15 protein-coding genes are annotated in these 17,371 nt (G+C 57.6%); 9 read left to right on the top strand and 6 right to left on the bottom strand.

What is annotated here, in order from left to right:
* Window positions 1-172 precede the first annotated feature (172 nt).
* Window positions 173-1,207 (top strand): hypothetical protein, encoded by a 1,035-nt coding sequence (locus RHM56_RS06565; RefSeq protein ID WP_322239723.1) that lies wholly within the window; start codon window positions 173-175, stop codon window positions 1,205-1,207.
* Window positions 1,208-1,339: 132 nt separating this feature from the next.
* Here the strand turns inward: RHM56_RS06565 and flgE are convergent, their stop codons facing one another.
* The 6 genes from flgE to RHM56_RS06535 form a co-directional block, all read right to left on the bottom strand.
* Window positions 1,340-2,668 carry a flagellar hook protein FlgE gene (gene flgE, locus RHM56_RS06560; RefSeq protein WP_322239721.1) on the bottom strand — a complete coding sequence of 443 codons (1,329 nt, stop codon included), beginning with the start codon at window positions 2,666-2,668 and terminating at the stop codon, window positions 1,340-1,342.
* A gap of 20 nt (window positions 2,669-2,688) precedes the next feature.
* A complete protein-coding gene (flgD, locus tag RHM56_RS06555; RefSeq protein WP_322239719.1) occupies window positions 2,689-3,414 on the bottom strand; it encodes a flagellar hook assembly protein FlgD in 726 nt (241 codons plus the stop codon).
* 15 nt (window positions 3,415-3,429) lie between these two features.
* The gene (flgC, locus tag RHM56_RS06550) at window positions 3,430-3,873 is read right to left on the bottom strand and encodes a flagellar basal body rod protein FlgC (protein ID WP_322239717.1); all 444 of its coding nucleotides are present in this window, start codon (window positions 3,871-3,873) and stop codon (window positions 3,430-3,432) included.
* Between the two features lie 3 nt (window positions 3,874-3,876).
* On the bottom strand, window positions 3,877-4,284 hold the full coding sequence (gene flgB / locus RHM56_RS06545) for a flagellar basal body rod protein FlgB (RefSeq protein WP_322239715.1): 408 nt from the start codon (window positions 4,282-4,284) through the stop codon (window positions 3,877-3,879).
* A 185-nt stretch (window positions 4,285-4,469) separates the two neighbouring features.
* Window positions 4,470-5,297, bottom strand: a complete 828-nt coding sequence (gene cheR / locus RHM56_RS06540; protein WP_322239713.1) for a protein-glutamate O-methyltransferase CheR — start codon at window positions 5,295-5,297, stop codon at window positions 4,470-4,472.
* Window positions 5,298-5,342: 45 nt separating this feature from the next.
* Window positions 5,343-6,275, bottom strand: a complete 933-nt coding sequence (locus tag RHM56_RS06535) for a chemotaxis protein CheV (protein WP_322239711.1) — start codon at window positions 6,273-6,275, stop codon at window positions 5,343-5,345.
* Window positions 6,276-6,419: 144 nt separating this feature from the next.
* On the opposite strand from RHM56_RS06535, the gene flgA reads away from it, so the two are divergent.
* From flgA to RHM56_RS06495, 8 genes are all read left to right on the top strand, one after another.
* Window positions 6,420-7,121 (top strand): flagellar basal body P-ring formation chaperone FlgA, encoded by a 702-nt coding sequence (gene flgA / locus RHM56_RS06530; protein WP_416194905.1) that lies wholly within the window; start codon window positions 6,420-6,422, stop codon window positions 7,119-7,121.
* Window positions 7,122-7,272: 151 nt separating this feature from the next.
* Window positions 7,273-7,602, top strand: a complete 330-nt coding sequence (gene flgM / locus RHM56_RS06525) for a flagellar biosynthesis anti-sigma factor FlgM (protein ID WP_322239707.1) — start codon at window positions 7,273-7,275, stop codon at window positions 7,600-7,602.
* Window positions 7,603-7,651: 49 nt separating this feature from the next.
* Window positions 7,652-8,119 (top strand): flagellar protein FlgN, encoded by a 468-nt coding sequence (locus RHM56_RS06520; RefSeq protein WP_322239705.1) that lies wholly within the window; start codon window positions 7,652-7,654, stop codon window positions 8,117-8,119.
* Window positions 8,120-8,212: 93 nt separating this feature from the next.
* On the top strand, window positions 8,213-8,956 hold the full coding sequence (locus RHM56_RS06515; protein WP_322239703.1) for a flagellar brake protein: 744 nt from the start codon (window positions 8,213-8,215) through the stop codon (window positions 8,954-8,956).
* 249 nt (window positions 8,957-9,205) lie between these two features.
* On the top strand, window positions 9,206-11,239 hold the full coding sequence (locus tag RHM56_RS06510) for a type VI secretion system tip protein VgrG (protein WP_322239701.1): 2,034 nt from the start codon (window positions 9,206-9,208) through the stop codon (window positions 11,237-11,239).
* Window positions 11,229-11,972: a DUF4123 domain-containing protein gene (locus tag RHM56_RS06505; protein ID WP_322239699.1), complete on the top strand. Its 744-nt coding sequence runs from the start codon at window positions 11,229-11,231 to the stop codon at window positions 11,970-11,972. The genes RHM56_RS06510 and RHM56_RS06505 overlap by 11 nt, the downstream gene beginning before the upstream one ends.
* Window positions 11,969-16,837 (top strand): RHS repeat-associated core domain-containing protein, encoded by a 4,869-nt coding sequence (locus RHM56_RS06500; protein ID WP_322239697.1) that lies wholly within the window; start codon window positions 11,969-11,971, stop codon window positions 16,835-16,837. The genes RHM56_RS06505 and RHM56_RS06500 overlap by 4 nt, the downstream gene beginning before the upstream one ends.
* The gene (locus tag RHM56_RS06495) at window positions 16,834-17,232 is read left to right on the top strand and encodes an Imm50 family immunity protein (protein ID WP_322239695.1); all 399 of its coding nucleotides are present in this window, start codon (window positions 16,834-16,836) and stop codon (window positions 17,230-17,232) included. The genes RHM56_RS06500 and RHM56_RS06495 overlap by 4 nt, the downstream gene beginning before the upstream one ends.
* Window positions 17,233-17,371 lie beyond the last annotated feature (139 nt).

The following is a 17,371-nucleotide window of genomic DNA, read 5'->3' as shown; positions in this document are numbered from 1 at the left end:
CACACGTGCTCGCGCTCTTTTGATCATTAAAAGATCGCGAGCACGCTCGCTTATCCAGTCCAGCCTCGACGGCCACAAGCATTATCGACAACCACGCGTTTACGGCATAATGCGCGTCAGCTGACAACCCTACCAAGGGTTAACCACGCACTTAATCGATAAGCATGGACGTATGGATTCTTTCCACCTGTTGTACCTGCTCTATGGCGGCAATACCGTTTACCGCCAGGAAGCCAAATTCAGCATTCTGTCTGCATTGCGCGAACAACGCGTGCCAGGCAGTTTCAGCATCACGCTGATGACCGACGAGCCCCAGGCATTTGAGGGCTGGCCGGTCAACGTCATCCCCCTGACGACCAACATCCTTGCACAGTGGAAAGGCGCAAACAGCTATACCCATCGGCGCAAGGCGTGCGCCATCGCCGCCGGGGTCCTGCTTGCGGAAAAAACCATTTTCGTTGACACCGACACGGTGTTTTTCAAAGACCCAGCCACGCTCTTTGAACGCGTCACCGACCAGCAATATTTGATGGATGAGTTCGAATGGACCTGGGCTGAGGCCAAGCTGCGCGCTGACTATGTGGCGTTTTCAAATGAACTGATCGCCAAAGGCAAAGCCCCTGACGACGGGCTAAAGCTCTACAACAGCGGCATTTGCGGGATCGCCCGCGTCAATGCGGGCGTGATGGACAAGGCCATCGAACTGATCGATGAATGGCGCGACCATTACCTCAGGCTCCACACCATTGAGCAGATCGCGGTGTCTTTTGCGATGGGCGACGCCAAGGTCGTCACCGCCAACGACTGCGTCCATCATTACTACTCAAAAAAACGCTATCACCACACGATGAACAAAGGGTTCTTCGATACATACGGTGAGCAGTTCCATGCCGACTTGCCGACGCTTTCGGCCACGGTCCCGGTGCATTTCCCCCAGCCGTCCTTACTCGCCAAAATCAAGGCCCAACCCCGCCTGATAGCTGTCGAAAAAGCGTTCAGGCCAGCGGCCAAGCTGATGATCCAGGGAGGAAAAGTGTCGACCCCTGACTACCTTCGCGAGTATTGCCGGGACGCCCTGTGGCGCCGGGCAATCGAGTTGTTGCAGCAAAAGCACGCGACCACCCGGCAAATCGAACACCTGACCAAAATCTGCATTGAGCCGTCGCAGCAGGCCGACTTCAAAACGCTGTTGAATCAGCGCCCTTAACAAACCTGGCTGAATCAACTGTAGGAGCGAGCTTGCCTCGCGATCTTTTTAAAGATCAAAAGATCGCGAGGCAAGCTCGCTCCTACCCCGATGGGCGATGCGCAGCGTGTGGGGGTTCGCCGCGCGCCGCTATCAGGTCATCTGAATGATGGTCTGCATGATGGTGCTTTGAGTCGAGATGGTTTTGGCGTTGGCCTGGTAGTTGCTCTGCGCCTTGATCAGGTCAACCAGCTCGTTGGTCAGGTTGACGTTCGAGTCTTCCAGCGAGTTGGAAGCAATAGAACCCAAGGTGCCCGTCTTCGGCACGTCGAAACCAGCCTGGCCCGAAGCGTAGGTTTCTTTCCAGGCCGAACCGCCGGCTGGCTGCAAGCCTTGCTCGTTGGTGAAACTGGCCAGCGAGATCTGGCCAATGGCGCGGCTCTGGTTGTTGCTGAAGTTGGCGAACATCACGCCCGAACCATCAATGGTCAGGTTATTGATCTGGCCAGTGGCGTAGCCGTCTTGCGTCGGCGGGTTACGCGCGGTGTCAGTGTTGTATTGGGTGGTGCTGGCCATGTTGATGGCAATCCCGGTGCCATTGGCCGCAGCGCCATTAGTCTTCCACTCTCCATCAACGGTAGCGCCCGGCATCCAGTTACTGATGGTCAGGGTGCTGCTGACGATGTCGTCTTCGCCTTCCACCGGATTGGGGGTGGTCACGCTGGTCAATGCCCCTGCCGAGTCAAACTTCATGACCGACGCCACCGGATCTGTCTTGCCGTCACCGGTCACCGGGCTGCCATTAGGGTTGCGGCCGTCGATCAGGGTGTAAGTGCTCCAGGTGTTGGAGCCGGTCTTCACCATGTACTGATCCATCGGGTGCGCGTTGCCCTGAGTGTCGTAGATGGTGGTGCTGAATTTTTTGCTGTAGCTGGCCGTTTCGGTTGGATTGAACGGGTTGTCGGTCTGGTTGATCACGTCCGAACTGGAGTTGAGATTGATCGTGGAGTCCACCTTGCCACTGGCCTTGGGCGCCAGGTTCGAGGTGTCGATGCGCAGGTCCGTCAGCACACCGTTGATGACTTTGCCGTCAGCGTCCACGCCATAGCCTTGCAGGCGCGCAGTGCCACCGGTATTGGTCACATAGCCATCTTTGTCGGCCTTGAACGTACCGGCGCGGGTGTAACTCAGGGCCCCGTTGTCGCTCAGCACAAAAAAGCCGCTGCCTTCAATGCCCATGTCCAGCAGGTTGCCAGTGTTGTTGACCGCACCCTGGCCAAAGTTTTGCGACACGTTGGCCAGGTTTACACCGCTGCCGATGGTTTTGCTGCCGATGCCCAGCTTGCTGGCTGAGTACACATCCGCGAACTCAGCACGGGAAGACTTAAAGCCGGTGGTGGCGACGTTGGCGATGTTGTTGCCGGTCACGTCGAGTTGTTTGTTGGCCGCGTACAGGCCGCTAAGGCCGATATTGAATGACATGTGTCTCTCCTTGAGTCGGCTTAGAGGCCAATGGTCTGTACTTTGGAAATACCAATGCTGCCCAGACCTGCGAGGTTGAGCATGATTTCGCCACCGGTTTTGCTCAGGGTCACGCTGTTAACCGTGGCGGGCAAATACGTGGTGAGCGCGGTGGTACCGGTGTCGTCTTTGGTCGAGGCGGTAAAGGTGTAAGAACCCTTGTCCAGCAACACGCCCTCGTCGTCCTTGCCGTCCCAGGTAAAGTCCACGTTGCCGGCTTTCTGAACGCCCATATCGAGGGTTCTGACCACCTCGCCGTCAGCATCGGTGATGGTGATCGTGGGCTTGGAGTCCGCGTCTTTCACCACCACCGTGCCATTGAAGGGTTTGCCGCTCGACGGGTCGACATAGGCTTCACCGGTTTGCACGATCACCGAGCGACCGACCAGCGACGAGGCCTGCAAGGCTTGCGACGACTGCAGGCCGCCAGACAAGGAGTTGACCGTGTCGTTAAGCGTGGTGATGCCTTCGAGGCTGCTGAACTGCGCCAACTGCGCAACGAATGCGGTGTTGTCTTGCGGATCGAGCGGGTTCTGGTTTTTCAGCTGGGTGACCAGCAGTTGCAAAAACGCGTCCTTGCCCAGCGACTGGCTGCCGGTTGTCGCCTTGGACGCGGCCGCCAGACTGGTGTCGGTGGTTGAGGTCCGGGCAGAGTTGGCGAGGATCTGATTCAGGGTCAAACCACTGGTGGAATCGGTCACGCTCATGTGTGTCGCCCCTTATCACTGACCGAGGGTCAGGACCTTCTGCATCATGGTTTTGGCGGTGTTCATCATTTCGGCGTTGGTCTGGAACGAACGGCTGGCCGAAATCATGTCAGCCATTTCTTCAACCACGTTGACGTTGGGGTAGTACACATACCCCTTGGCATCAGCAGAAGGATGGTTGGGTTCGTAGCGGGCCTGTAGCTCGCTTTGATCTTCGACCACGCCCAGCACCTGCACGCCCTGGCCTGCTGCGTCCTGGTTCTGAAACAGCGAGTCGCCGTTAACACCTTGTGCGCCCTGGAACATAGTGGCGAACACCGGGTGACGGGCGCGGTAGGTCTGATCAATGCTCGACGACACCGTTTCGGCGTTGGCGATGTTACTGGCGACGGTGTTCAGGCGCGTGGTCTGAGCGCTCATGCCGCTACCGGCAATGTTGAAAACACTGGCTAGGGACATGACTTACTCTCCACGCAGGGCTGACATCAGCCCTTTGAATTTGCTGTTGAGCAGGGTAAAGCTGGCCTGAAAGTTGACCGCATTTTCTGCGTAGTTCGACTGTTCGAGCTGAGCGTCTACGGTGTTCTGGTCGATCGAGGGCTGCATCGGCGTGCGGTACAGCAACGACTCGTCGCCGCTGCTCAGGCCTTGCGCTTCGATATGGCGGCTATTGGTCTTGTTCAAGGCAAAGGTGCCGTTCTGGTTTTTATCGTTCTGCGCGGCGAGCACAGAGGCAAAATCCAGATCCCGAGCCTTGTAGTTCGGGGTGTCGGCGTTGGCGATGTTGTTCGCCAGCACTTCGGCGCGCTGTGCGCGAAAGCCCAGGGCTTGCTCATGGATACCGAGCGCTTTATCGAAGCTGATGCTCATGTCGGGAAACCTTTGTGGGCTGGCCTGAGGCTGTGGCTCAGGCGTTACATGACAGGGACAGAGCAAACCCCGTGCCAGTTTTTACAGCGCCGTATATCAAGGCTTTGCGCGGGGATGGAAAACGGAAACGGCACAAAAGCGGCAACCGCTTTCCGCTGTCTGCCGCTTTTCTGCCGCTTTGGGGGTTACTTGGCCTGGTAGATGATGCCCGGGCTGCATTGAACCATTTGGTAATGGTCCGGCAAGCCGTTGAGTGCTTCGGATGCGCCCAAGAACAGGTAGCCGCCCGGCTTCAGAGTGCTGTGAATGCGCAGCAGGATGTCTTTTTTCACTTCAGCCGAGAAGTAGATCAATACGTTGCGGCAGAACACGATGTCGAATTTGCCAAATCCGGCGTAGCTGTCCAGCAAATTGAAGGAACGAAATTCAACCCGACTTTTGATCGGCGCCTTGATCACCCAGCGCCCCGGCGCCTTGGGCTCGAAATAACGTTGCAAGCGCTCCTGCGACAAACCACGACCAATCGCCAGGTTGTCGTATTCGCCGGATCGGCACGTGTTAAGCATCAGGCTCGACAGGTCGGTGGCAACAATTTGCGCCCCCAGCTTCAAGTGCCCCAGGTTGCTGCGCTCATACTCGTCGATCGTCATCGACAGCGAGTACGGCTCCTGCCCCGAAGAACACGCGGCCGACCAGATGCGCAAGCGCTGCCCCGGATGGGCCTTGATCAGCTCAGGCAACACTTTGTTTTTCAGCACTTCAAAGGGATACGTGTCACGAAACCACAACGTTTCGTTGGTGGTCATGGCATCGACGACTTGCTCACGCAACCCGCTGCGCGGCTGGCTCTGGATACGCTGAATCAGCTCTCCCAACGACTTGATCCCTTGCTGCTCCATCAGTTTGTTAAGACGGCTGGAGACGAGGTACTGCTTGTTTTCACCGAGCAAAATGCCACAGGCTTTTTCCAGGAAGACCCGGAACTGTTCAAAATCCAAATTAGCCGTCGACAAGTGATCGTGCCTCTAAAATCGTGTTGACCGCCAAGGGCTGCGCCCCTAGCTGTGATCTGCTGCTTTGATCCGGTCGACAACCCGGGATGCCAGGTCATCAGGCCGGAATTTGGCCAGAAAGTCATCGGCACCGACTTTCTTGACCATCGCCTGATTGAAAACACCTGACAGCGAAGTATGCAGAATGATGTGCAGATTTTGCATCCGCGGATCGTGACGGATCTCGGCGGTCAGGGTGTAGCCGTCCATTTCTGGCATCTCGATGTCCGAGATCATCATCAAAAACTCTTGTGCCGGGTCTTTGCCCTCGTCCGCCATTTTGCGCAAGTAATCCAGCGCCTGGCGGCCGTCGTTAAGCGACACCACTTCGACCCCGACCGATTGCAGGCAACGGGCAACCTGTTTACGGGCCACCGACGAGTCGTCGACGGTCAGCACGCGCAAAGACAGGGCCTTGGCCTGGGTTTCGACATCCACCACGCCATGAGAGATGTTTTCCGGCGATGGCGAGACTTCAGCCAGGACCTTTTCCACATCGATGATTTCGACGAGTTGATTGTCAAGCCGAGTCACAGCTGTCAAATAATGGTCACGACCCGCGCCCTTGGGTGGCGGATGAATCTCTTCCCAGTTCATGTTGACGATGCGCTCAACCGAACGCACCAGAAAGCCCTGAGTCTTGGTGTTGTATTCGGTGATGATCACAAACGGATTGCTCTGATCTTTCAACCCGCCCGCCCCGGTGGCCATCGCCAGATCGAGAATCGGAATGGTTGCACCGCGAATACTCGCCACGCCGCACACCACCGGGTGAGATTTGGGCATCACTGTCAGCTTGGGGCATTGCAGCACCTCCCTGACCTTAAACACGTTGATCCCGTAAAGCTGTGGCCCATCCAGACGAAACAGCAACAGTTCCAGGCGGTTTTGCCCGACCAGTTGAGTGCGCTGGTTAACCGCATCCATCACCCCAGCCATACTCAGCTCCTTCTAAAAACATTAAGTTGCGACACGCTGCCCGGTAAACGGCACGGGCTTTGCTATTTAACCGCCATGAAGCCGAAAACGACAAAATCCCGCCACGGATCAGCTCGCCAGCCTTGGCATTGCCGCGCATTGCGCCTGCTCGCGGCTGCCTGCGCGCTGGGTGCAGGCACGCCTGCAAGTGCCGACACGTTCACGTCACCTGATCAGCTTATCGGCGTGACCCAGGGCTTTCTTGAGTTCACCGTCGAAGACTACCTTGCCACTGGTCAGATTGAAGGCCGCTACGAGATTCAGGTCAATCAACTCGACCCTCGCGTGCGTCTGACGCATTGCGACAAGGAATTGACAGCCACGCTCGAAAGTCCCGCTCAGCCCATGGGCCGCGTGACCGTTCGCGTGCGCTGTGAGGGTAGCTCGCCCTGGACCATCTTTGTACCGGCACAGGTCAAGTTGTTCCGCGATGTGGTCACCGTCACCCACCCGCTCAAGCGCGGGGCAATCATTGATTACCCCGACGTCACCTTGCGCGAGCGCGATGTCGGCTTGATCAGCCAGGGTTATATGACGGCGATTGAATTGGCGGTAGGGCAAAAACTGCTGCGCCCCGTGGTGACCGATCAGGTGTTGAGCCTCACGCATCTGGAACAGGCCGCCACCGTGCGCAAAGGTGATCATGTGGTGATCAGCGCGCGCAGCGGCACATTAAGTGTCAAGATGCCCGGCGAAGCGCTGTCCGATGGCGGCCTCAGTGAGCAGATCCGGGTGAAGAACCTAAACTCAAACCGGGTGGTCAAGGCGCGGATCACGGCGCCAGGGCAAGTAGAGGTAGCGTTTTAGAGCGGTTGGCGTCTGTATCCCAACTTTCCTACACTGTGATTTGACGCAGATCAGTACCGAACTGCGTGAAGCTATGATTAATCGAGCCTAAAGTTTTCTCGGGTATGGCCGAAAACATGGCAAGCGTCCAAATACCCAGAGGTTTTTCGTTATGGTTATCGACTTCAGTCGTCTTAACAGTGCGCCGCCCTTAACCGGCAGTACGCGCAGCAACGCCAATCAGGAAACAGGCAGTGCCACGCAAGCGGCCCCTGTGACAAAAAACCCTGAACAACCCGACGCCAGCGCCCCGAGCGGGGAGTCTGTGCACCTGAGCCCAGAGGCCCAACAGTTGCAGAAGGTCAGCGATTCGTTGCGTGATCAACCGGTGGTCGACAAAAACCGCGTCGCCGAGCTGAAACAAGCCATTGCCGACGGCAGTTATAAAGTCGACAGCAACAAGGTCGCCAGCAAACTGCTAAACATGGAAGCCGAGCGCTAGGCCCAGGGCCGGTGCCAGGCTTTTGGACGCTTAAACCCCAGAGCCCAACATGCACGACGAGAATTTGCTGCAACTGATCAATGACGACCTTGCGCCGGCCGAGCAATTGCTGGAGCTGTTGCAGGACGAGTCCATTGCCCTTAAAGGGCGAGAGATGCAGGTGCTGGAAAACATTCTGGCGCGCAAACACTCATTGATCATTTTGCTCGAGCAGCACGGCCGCAAACGCAGTGAAATTTTGGCCAGCCTCGGCTTGCCGACCAACCGCAGCGGCCTCGAAAGCCTTGCCAGCCATTCAACCGTGGGCGAGCAATTGCTCAGCCAAAGTGAAGTGCTGAATCAGCTACTGGCCCAGTGCCAAGAGGCCAACCTGCAAAACGGCCAGGCGATCCAGACCCAACAGGCGATCACCGCCAACCAGCTGCGCATCCTGCATGGCGGCGAAACCCCTTCCCTGTACGACGCTCGCGGCACCACCTCGCTACTCAACAAACACCGCGCCTACAGCCAGGCCTAAGCCTGAACACCTGCACTATCTAGACGCGCAACATAGTGGCAAAATGCCCTATTTTTTGCGTGTTGTTGTTTTTTGTCTGGAGATTGATGACCCGTGTTCGATGCCCAAGATGCTCCGCAGCCGCCAAAGGTACTGACAACGCCTTTGGAGATCGCCTCCAACTTGCGGATGCTGCAAGAAAGCCATGACCCGCTGATCATCACCTTCAACGACCGTACCCAGCGTTTCCAGAGCTACATGGTTGAAGTCAGCCGCGAGGCCAGCACCATGGCTCTGGACGAAATGATCCCACGGGACGGCGAGCGTTTTATTGAAGCGGGCATTCCGTTTCGGGTTGAAGGCTTTCATGACGGCGTGCGCATTGCCTGGGAGTGCGACAGCCCTTTGAGCATTGACGACACCGGCGAACACCGTTGCTATCGCGGGGCCCTGCCCAAAGAGGTGATCTACCACCAGCGCCGCAACGCCTTTCGCGCGGCACTGAAACTGGCGCATCTGGTGGACGTGAACGTGGCGGGCGAAAAACTGAAGGCGGCGATTAAAGGCAAACTGCTGGACGTGTCGGCCACGGGCTGCAAATTGCGCTTCGAGGGCGACATCAGCGAGCGCATCCAATTGGGCCAAGTGTACGAAAACTTCAGTGCCGCCCTGCCCTTTGGCCACATGACCACCCCGGTCGAGTTGCGTTACCTGCATTTTGAAGAACGACTGAACATCACCTTTGCCGGCATGCGCTTTCACAACATCAGCGGCGCCGTGCAACGCCAGGTCGAGCGTTTTGTGTATCAACTGCAACGCGATGCGCGACGGTTTGACAAAGACGACGACTATTACTGAGCGGCTGGCTGACGCCCTGTGCCCTTGTGGGAGCGGGCTTGCCCGCGATGATACGCACACACCTGCGCCCCACATGAGCGGCGCACGGACTACATCTAACACCTCCAAACTCCTACCCAATATTCGCCTAAAGCCTTGGCCGGCATAGACTCGCCCTACATCCAGCCTCTACACCGTCCTTGCACACTTGCGCACCGAAAAACCTGACGTTTTGTTACATCAGGACGACCGCAGCGCAAGGAATCGCGGATGTCACGCTCACAGCCCCCATTTCGTTTCAGCCTGACCCTTGATGGCTTTACTGGCGACCTTCAGGTCCTGTCGTTCACCGGCAAAGAAGCCATCAGCACGCCCTACGCCTTTGAGCTGGTACTGATCAGTGAGCGCTCTGATCTGGACCTGGTGGCGCTGCTGCACACCCCCGCTTTTCTGGCCTATGCCGCCGAGGGGGTGGGCATTCACGGGCACATCCATTCCATCGCCCAAGGCGACACCCGCCAGCGCCTGACGTTTTACACCCTGACCCTGGTGCCGCAGCTGGCTTACCTTGAGCACCGCACCCACCAGCGGGTTTTCCAGCAACTGACGGTCGAGCAGGTCATTGGCCAGCTCCTTGAAGAGCACGGCATTTTCAGCAACGCCTGCACCTTCAAGCTCGACACGACGTATCAGGCCCGCGATTACTGCGTGCAGTACCACGAAACCGACCTGCATTTTGTCCAGCGCCTGTGCGAAGAAGAAGGCATCCACTACCACTTCCGGCACTCCGCGCAAGGCCACCACCTGGTGTTCGGCGACGGCCAAAGCGCCTTCGCCACACTCGAACACCCCGCACCCTTTCACAGCGGCAGCGGCCTGGTGGCCGAAGAGCCGTCAATCAGCCGCTTTGCCGTGGGCCTGAACACCCGTTCCACCCGCAGCACCTTGCGCGACTACCACTTCGAAACCGCCAGCCGCGAGGTCGTCGCGGATTATGGCCCCGATGGCCGATCCACCGAGCGCGACCTCGAAGACTATCGCTACCCCGGCCACTTCAAACTGGAACAACGCGGCCAACTGCTGAGCCAGCGGGCATTGGAACGTCAGCGTGCCGACCGGTGCCAGGCCAGCGGCGAAAGTGACCAGTGCACCTTAAGCAGCGGCCACTTCATGACCCTCAGCGAGCACCCGCAGGACGCCTGGAACGCGATGTGGTTGCTGACAGCCATCCATCACGAAGGCAGGCAGCCGCAAGTGCTGGAAGAGTCCGGTACCGCGCCCGTTGAAACACCGGCCGACGGCTTTGTGCAGGGCTATCGCAACGACTTCATCGCCACCCCGTGGGACGTGTTCTATCGCCCCGCACTCAAACACCCCAAGCCACAGGTGCTGGGCATGCAGACCGCCCGTGTCAGCGGCCCCGCCAACGAAGAGGTGCATTGCGACTCGTACGGCCGGGTCAAGGTGCAATTCCATTGGGACCGCGAAGGCCAACACAACGACAGCAGCAGTTGCTGGCTGCGCGTGGCGTCCAGTTGGGCCGGTGACCGTTACGGCGCCGTGACCCTCCCGCGTGTAGGCATGGAAGTGTTGGTGGCGTTTCTTGAGGGTGATCCGGACAAACCGGTCATTTCGGGTTGTCTGGCCAACAGCATCAACCCCACACCCTATCCACTGCCCGCCCACAAAACCCGCAGCGTATTGCGCAGCCGCAGCACCCCAAGCGGCACTGGCTACAACGAACTGCACCTCGAAGACCGCAAAGGCCAGGAACTGATCTACCTGCACGCCCAGCGCGACCTTGAGCAACACATCAAAAACGACAGCCATCTGCAAATCGACGGCCTGCGCGAAGAAACCATCACTGGCAACAGCGTCTCGGTGCTCAAAGGCGAAGACCAGCGCACGGTCAGCGGCGATCGCAAAGTCCAAATCAACGCCAACGACTTTCGCCAAGTGGCCGTCAGCAGCCACACCGCTGTCGGAGTGGCGATGGCCGTCGAAGCGGGCATGGAAGTCACGGTCAAGGCCGGAGCTCACGTGGTCTTGTCGGCCGGGGCCTGCATCTCGCTGATGGCCGGCGGCCAACACCTGCTCGTGAGTGCCGCCGGGATTTATGTCAGTTCACCGATTTTGCTCGGCGGGGTGCCGATACCGGGAATGCAGGCGCTGCCTGCCGTCACCTCTGACGTTGCGCCGCTGACAGCTGCCGTGCTCACCCCCACCCAAATCAACAGCCTCAAGCGCAACGCACCTTTCTGCGAAGAGTGCGAAAAATGCAAAGGAGGCGTGTGTGACATCTGAATCCCTCAATCCGCAGCAATGGCTGGCAGATAACCCGTTGCTTGCTGGCGAACGCCTGTACGCCGTGATCAGTTCCACCAGCAATGCCGACCCGCTCGCCGCCTACCGTCAACGGGGCGGTATCGAGCCCCCCATCGCGCTGTGGGCCGAAACACCCTATGCCGATTGGCTGCCCGTCATGCCTTATTTACTGAGCCTGACGCCTGACAGCGAATTTGTGCAGTGGGTCGCGCAAACCGACGCTGACGATTGGGGCTGGCTGGCGGTATCGACGGCCGCCCCTGAACTCATCGCCGCGCATCTGCGCGGCCTGACCCACGTCTTGATGCCCGCTGGCGAAGCAGTGTTTTTCAGGTTTTGGGACGGCCGCCACTGGCTGCCGATTCTCCAGCACCTAGGTACAGAGGCCAGTGATGTTTTGCCGATGTTTGACCGCTATTGGGTCAACGGCGAGCCCGTAGCGGTAGGCCAAGGTGCAACGCGCCCAGCTCAATCATTTCCCTGGTGGGAAGTCCCCAAAGACCTGCTCAACACCCTCGCCGAAAAGGACCTCAGCAACGTGATCGACAACCTGATGCAGTGGCTGAAAGAAACTCAAACCGCGCTGTATTTCTCCACGCCTGAGCCGGGCTTGCGCCAGAAAGTCGAACATTTCGTAACGCTGGCGGATTCAACCCAAGACAACGATAACCAGCGTTTTATGGCCTACCTGCAACGGGAACTCGGCCAATGAGTGCCAACACCCCGACCGGGGAAAAGAGCATTTTGCCGGATGTGCCGACGATTCTGCTGCAACTCAACGACTGCCTGCAGGGCTACCGCGAACAGACCGACAAATTCTATGGCGGCATGCTCGATGCCGAGCAAAAGTTCAGTGCCGGTGTTAGCACCATCACCCGTCCTATCAAGCGCCGTGGCCCGTCCAATAACTATGCCCAGTGTGCGATAGACGGAACCTTGACGCTGGTTCACGCCTTTGAGTCCTCACACTTTGTACCGATTGGCAACACCCCGGTACGCCTGACTCCTCTGCGTCCACATCCCCTGAGTGGAAGAAACAAAGGCTTTGAAGAAGCCATCGATGCCCCTGAGATCAACACATTCATTGATGAAAGCGGGAGAAAACTGCTCGAAGGATGCAAACCCAATCAGGAATACCGCGTCACGTTCTACCCCGATATAACCCCTCAGCAGATCGACGCCTACTTCAACTCTTATCAGGGCCTGCTCAACGAGCTAGGCAGTTGGCTGACGGCTCAATGGGAGACCGATTATTTACCGTTGTGGCAGGCGTATGAGCAAGCCAACGGCGCAGGCCGTCTGTGGATGAATGTTGAGGCGATGATCCAGGGCGTTCTCGATTCCTTGATGGGTCTGTGGGAGAACATAAAGAAGCTGTTCGACATCGTGACCCACCCGCAGGACAACCTCATAAGACTGAGCACTCTTCTCAGTGCTGATCAACTCGACAAACTATTAAACGCTACCAAAGAGTCACTCAACACCCTGTATGTGGTGGCCACTGACGAGCCGCTGCTGTGGTCGTATTTCTCGGCACTTATTGCGTGGCTCCAGTTATTACCGCCTCCCACCCTTAGCGAAATAGTCGGGCTCTTAGTGAGCGAAGTGCTGATAGACATCGGCCTCTGCGTGGTCCTGACTGGCGGTATGGGATTGGCTGCAAAAGTCGTCACAAAGGCCGTTGATGGCGTGATAACAACAGCCAAGTCCACGCAGTTGCTGGATGCATTTATCGACATGCTGATGCGCACCAGCAAAGCCCGCTCGACGCCCCACGCTGAAACCAGCAAACCCATACTGTTGCAGGGTGAAGGCGTTTTTAATTCGGCGAAAAAAGGCCCAATTGAGGTCTTTCATCCAGAGAGTGGAGCGGTCACAGAATCCATCTCCGACGCCACATTCGCCGTGCGTGCAAAGCCTCACAGCTACACCGAGCTCAGGCAGGTCCAGCACGTCGACGACGCTCCCGCTCAATCCAGAACCCCCAACGACAAAGCCGCTGAGCCGGCCAAAGACACCCAAACCAATGGCTGTCCGGTGTCAATGGTCACCGGCGAAGAACTGCTGACCCTGACCGATGGCGTGCTCGACGGCGCGCTGCCACTGGAGTGGACGCGCCTGTACCGCACCAGTGCCGTCGAGATAAACGGCGATCTGGGATTTGGCTGGAGCCACACGCTGTCCCATCGCCTGCAACGCGATGGCGACGACCTGCTGTGGACCGATCACGAAAACCGTCAGACCCGTTTTCCGCACCCCAGCGCGCAACGCCCGGCCATCATCAACAGCCTGGCCAAGGCCGCGATTTACCTGGGCGACAAAGACAACGAACTGATCCTCGCGCACGCCGGAAAAAACAGCCGCTTCTACCACTTCAACGACCTGCGCCTGTCGGCCATCAGCGACGCCTACGGCAATCGCCTCAAAATCTCCTACCGCGACGGGCGCCTGCACCGCATCGATAACGGCGCCGGTCGCGCCTTGCTGTTGCGTTATGACCACGCTCGCCTTAGCGCGGTGGACTACCAGCACTACGATGAAAGCCGCGAATTTGCCGAGCGCTCAAACGCTCACCACGCCACACACCGCGTGCACCTTGAGCGCTGGACCACCCTGCACACACAGGTCACCTACCGCTACAACGACGCCGGCCAACTGATCAGCGCCAGCAATGCGCTGCAAGAAACCGAGCATTACCGCTACGACGCCGAACACGTCATTCAAGAACGGCAACTGGCCGGTGGCGCGGCGTTTTACTGGGCGTGGCAACACGCGGGCAAACAGGCGCGCTGCACCCGTCACTGGGCCAACTTCGGGCAGATGGACGCCACCTACGAGTGGGATGACAACGGTTCGGTCACGGTCAAAAACCGTGACGGCAGCCAGCAGGTGTATGTGCACGACGACAACGCCCGACTGATCAGCCAAACCGACCCGGACGGCGCCGAACACCACAAAGCCTACGACGAAAAAGGCCGCCTGATCGCCGAAAAAGACCCGCTCGGCGCCGTCACCGAATACCAGTACAACGAAGCCGGGCAACTCACCGCACTCATTCCACCCGCGACCGAACCGACGTTCTACAGCTACTTCAACGGCCACGTGCGCAAAGTGCAACGCGGCCTGGCGAGCTGGAAATACGAACACAACCCCCAAGGTGACATCACCCGCCAGACCGACCCCGACGGCAACATCACCCACTACACATACACGGCCAAAGGCCAACTGAGCGGCCTGTATTACCCGGACGGCAGCCAGCACACCCTGACCTGGAACCCGCTCGGGCAACTGCTCGACGAAACCCTGCCCGATGGCACGCAACGGCATTACCGCTACGACGCCCAGGGTCGCAAAATCACCCAGCAGGACGAACGCGGCGCCATCACCCAGTACCAATGGGACGCTGTCAGCCGCCTGATCCAAACCACCTTGCCCGGCGGCAAAACCCGCGCCTGGAGCTACAACGCTTACGGCAAAGTCACTGCCGAGCGCGACGAACGCGGTCACATCACCCGCTACGAATACGCCGACAACCTGCACCTGATCAGCCGCCGCATCAACCCGGACGGCAGCCAGCTCAACTACCGCTACGACAACGCCCGCCTGCTGCTGACCGGCATCGAAAACGAACGCCACGAACACTACCAGCTGGAGTACCACCCCAACGGCCTGATCCGGCAGGAAATCGGTTTTGACGGCCGCAAAACCGCCTACGCCTACGACCTCAACGGCCACCTGCTGGAAAAAACCGACTACCCGGACACCGACCACCCCGACAGCGAAGCCCTGAAAACCACCTACCAACGCGACCCCGCCGGACGCTTGCTGATCAAAACCCTGCCAGACGGCAGCGAAATCACCTACACCTACGACACCCTGGGCCGCCTCACCGCCGTCGATGATGATAAATGGCCACTGGCCTACGAATACGACCTGCAAGACCGCCTCATCAGCGAACATCAGGGCTGGGCCACCCTGCGCTACCAATACGACACACTCGGCCAACTCAGCGACTGCCGCCTGCCCGACGGCAACCGCCTGCACTACCACTACCAAAAAGGCGGTGCCCTCAAAGCCATCGACCTCAACGGCCAGCGCCTCACCGGCCACCGCTACGAAGCGGGTCTGGAAACCATTCGCCAACAAGGCCATCTGGTCAGCCACTACCAATACGATGAACAAGGCCGACTGCAAGACCACGCCGTCAGCCAACTGAACGCCCGTGGCCACATCGACGCCGACCCGCTGTACCGACGCAACTACCGATACGACGCCAACGGCAACCTCAGCCTGCTCAGCGACAGCCGCAAAGGGCAAAAAAGCTACGCCTACGACCCACTCGACCGCCTGACCGAAGTGCGCGGCAAACACCCCGAACACTTCATCCACGACCCTGCGGGCAACCTGCTCGACCAAAGCACTGAGGTCCGCAGACACGGCAGCTACGCCAACATCAAAGGCAACCGCCTGCTGATGCAAGGCGACAGCCATTTTGACTACGACGCCTACGGCAACCTCCGCCAGGAACGACGCGGCGCAGGCCAATGCCTGACCCGCAACTACCGCTACGACAGCCAACACCGGCTGATCGGCATCACCCTGCCGGACGGCAGCCAAGTGGCCTACCGCTACGACCCCTTCGGCCGACGCATCGCCAAAGAAGTCGACGGCACCACCACCCAATTCATCTGGCAAGGCGAACGCCTGATCGCCGAAAGCGCCCAACAAAAAGGCCGCTACGGCCTCAGCCACTACAGCAGCTACCTCTACGAGCCGGGCACCTTCAAACCCCTGGCCCTGCTACAAGGCGAAGGTAAAAACGCACAGATCTACCACTACCAACTCGACCACCTCGGCACCCCGCAAGAACTCACTGCCCACACCGGCCGAATCGTCTGGTCGGCGCACTACCGCGCCTACGGCAACGTACACAAACTCGACGTTGCAGACGTCATCAACCCGCTGCGCTTCCAGGGCCAGTATTACGACGAAGAAAGCGGACTACACTACAACCGCCATCGCTACTACAATCCCAACACCGGCCGCTACCTGACCCCCGACCCGATCAAACTGGCGGGTGGACTGAACAGCTACCAGTACGTGCCCAACCCCACGGGGTGGGTGGATCCGTTGGGGTTGAGTGCTAGGTGTCCCGGTGGGAAAGATACCCCAGCGTGTGAACGGCCAAATGAACTGAGTCCTCCCGAGGTCTCTCGAAACGGTGCTTTTAAGCAGGCTAAGCTTGAGGCGGGAATACCCAGGACACAACAGCCTGATTTTGTATATGATCCCCAAACAGGGAAAACAATCCAGTATAAATACATGAAGATGACCGACATAAATAACGGCGCTATTTTTAATGAAAGTGGCAAGCCCGTATTAACGAGAGAATATCAATTCACTCGCGCCGATGGCTCAAAAATAATTATCCAAGACCATAGTGCGGGCCATAAATTTTTCGCCCCTGAAAATATTGGCGATCAAAAAGCACACTTAAATTTAAGACCGATCAGCAACCGTAGAACAGGTAAAGTGCCAGGCACAAGAGATCACTTCTATTTCAAGGGCAAAAAATGAAATACTGGAATGATTTAGATGGGAGTGTTTTTTTTAACAAGGTTTTTAGTGCACCAGTAGCAATTGGAGTAGTGCAGCTGTTTGCAATAACAATTGACAACAATACACCCAATGTAATATTGGAGTTTGACATCACTGAATTACCAGACATGCCTCCTGAGAAATGGAAAAAAAATGGATTCAATACATGTCGAATCGGTATAAATATTTCAAATATAAAAAACCTGCACATTAAAAATGTGCCTACAAAGGAAAACCTCGTCGCAATTATAAGTAAACCCAGCAACACATACATAGTCCAACTATCAAATAAAGACTCGCTGATAGAGTTCACCGCTCAGCACATCCTGCTTTGCGGTCCGTCGGTATATATTAATTCCACAACTGAAGTGTAGATGCAATTAGCCAGCGAGAAACATTAAGCTTGGCTGGCCACTTAATGAGATATGCCGCACGGATAGTTCATCTAAATTAAAGGCAAACACATGCGACGGCTGTACAGCTCTTTAAAAATAGATATTGGCACCTTTCATT

This window comes from Pseudomonas sp. CCC3.1 (assembly GCF_034347405.1).
In the GTDB taxonomy this organism is placed as follows: domain Bacteria; phylum Pseudomonadota; class Gammaproteobacteria; order Pseudomonadales; family Pseudomonadaceae; genus Aquipseudomonas.
The sequence above is the reverse complement of the archived record's forward strand: the minus strand, read 5'-3'. Positions and strand labels throughout refer to the sequence as shown.